The sequence below is a fragment of the Salmonella sp. SAL4457 genome (assembly GCF_046548235.1).
GTDB lineage: Bacteria > Pseudomonadota > Gammaproteobacteria > Enterobacterales > Enterobacteriaceae > Salmonella > Salmonella enterica.
In genome coordinates this window covers 1-248 of the sequence record NZ_JBGDZO010001053.1, presented here as the reverse complement: position 1 = coordinate 248, position 248 = coordinate 1, and the positions used below count along the sequence as shown (strand labels likewise).

Below are 248 nucleotides of genomic sequence, written 5' to 3'. Positions count from 1 at the left end.
CCTATGAAGAACCAAGGGCCTGACAGCAAGGGCCGTTACACCGACCCGGACCAGGATCCCGAAGCCTTCGGTGGTAACATCCTGATCACCGGCGGCGCCGAGCTGCTGTTCCCGCTGCCGTTCGTCAAGGACCAGCGCCAGTTGCGTACCGTGCTGTTCTGGGACGTGGGTAGCACCTTCGATACCGACTGCCCGACCAAGACCACCACCAACTGCGACGGCATCAAGACCGACAACCTCGCCAGTTC

Annotated in this window: 1 protein-coding gene; it reads left to right on the top strand. The window is 62.1% G+C overall.

The annotated features are described in order from the left end of the window. Nucleotides 1-248 (top strand): BamA/TamA family outer membrane protein (locus tag ACLJNW_RS27405; protein ID WP_410961708.1); only part of this gene is annotated, 248 nt, incomplete at both ends.